At 63.8% G+C, this 1310-nt stretch carries 1 protein-coding gene; it reads left to right on the top strand.

The window, feature by feature from the left end:
- The first annotated feature begins 67 nt into the window (after nt 1-67).
- Complete coding sequence (locus AU195_RS25450) at nt 68-1303, top strand: IS30 family transposase (RefSeq protein ID WP_082703169.1); 1236 nt, start codon at nt 68-70, stop codon at nt 1301-1303.
- Nucleotides 1304-1310: the final 7 nt, after the last annotated feature.

Raw genomic sequence — 1310 nt, 5'->3', positions numbered from 1 at the left:
AGCGGTCGATGCAACACCCTTCTGATTGAGGAGTGTTGTGGGTTCGAATCGTGTGTTGCGGTCGAGGATGCCAGCGTTTTGGGAGTGCGTCAGGCAGGGCCTTAGTCCGGGTGAGGCCGGTGTCGCCGTGGGCGTGTCGGAGCGCTGTGGGCAACGGTGGTTCCGTGAGGCTGGCGGCGTGAAACCAGCTAATCGCCCGCCGAAGGCGCCCGGCCCGCGGCCGCGGTTGACCTTCGAGGAACGTATCGAGATCCAGGCCGGTGTCCATGCGGGTGAGTCATTGAATTCGATGGCTCGCCGGCTGGGCCGGGCGGTGTCGACAGTCAAGCGCGAAATCGACAACAACTGCGAGCTGCGTAACCGCTATACCGGATGCAAATCGGGATATCGACGCAAGCATGCGTTCGGTGCCCGGCAAAGCGGGTTGACCGCGACGGTGCGATATAGGGCGATGTCGGCTCACGATCGCAGCGCCGAGAACGCCCGTCGCCCCAAGGCTCGCCGATTGGCCCTCGATGACAGGCTGCGCGAGGAGGTGCAGACTCGGTTGGAGTCACGTCATAGCCCGTATCAGATCGCCCGGCGGCTTCGTGACGAGTTCCCCGACGATCCGGAGATGTGGATGTCGCACGAGGCTATCTACCAGGCCCTTTACATCCAAGGGCGCGGGTCCCTGCGTCGTGAGCTGCATCAGTGCCTGCGCACCAGACGCGCGGTGCGCCGCACTCAGCATCGGCCCGAGGAACGTCGTGGCCGCATCCCGAACATGGTCATGATCAGCGAGCGTCCTGCCGAAGTGGCCGACCGCGCGGTGCCCGGACACTGGGAAGGCGACCTCATTCTGGGCAGCACAGCCTCAGCCTCAGCGATCGGCACCCTCGTTGAGCGCAGCACCCGTTTCGTGATGCTGCTCCATCTGCCCGACAACCACGGCGCGCTCGCGGTCCAGGAAGCCATCGTGGCCAAGATGAGCGAGCTGCCTGACCATCTGCGGCGGTCCTTGACGTGGGACCAAGGCAAGGAGATGGCCAACCACCTCGCCATCGCGGCGGCCGCAGATCTGGACATCTACTTCTGTGATCCACATTCACCGTGGCAACGCGGCAGCAACGAAAACACCAATGGGCTGCTGCGCCAATACTTCCCCAAAGGCACCGACCTCTCCCTGCACGGTCCCGGCATCCTCGACAACGTCGCCGCCGAACTCAACGGACGACCACGCCAGACACTGAACTGGAAAACACCGGCCGAAGCCCTCAACCAACTACTGTCCAACCCACCAGCTGTTGCATCGACCGCTTGAAACCGCC

This window comes from Mycobacterium sp. IS-1496, assembly GCF_001499995.1.
GTDB lineage: Bacteria > Actinomycetota > Actinomycetes > Mycobacteriales > Mycobacteriaceae > Mycobacterium.
The sequence above is the reverse complement of the archived record's forward strand: the minus strand, read 5'-3'. Positions and strand labels throughout refer to the sequence as shown.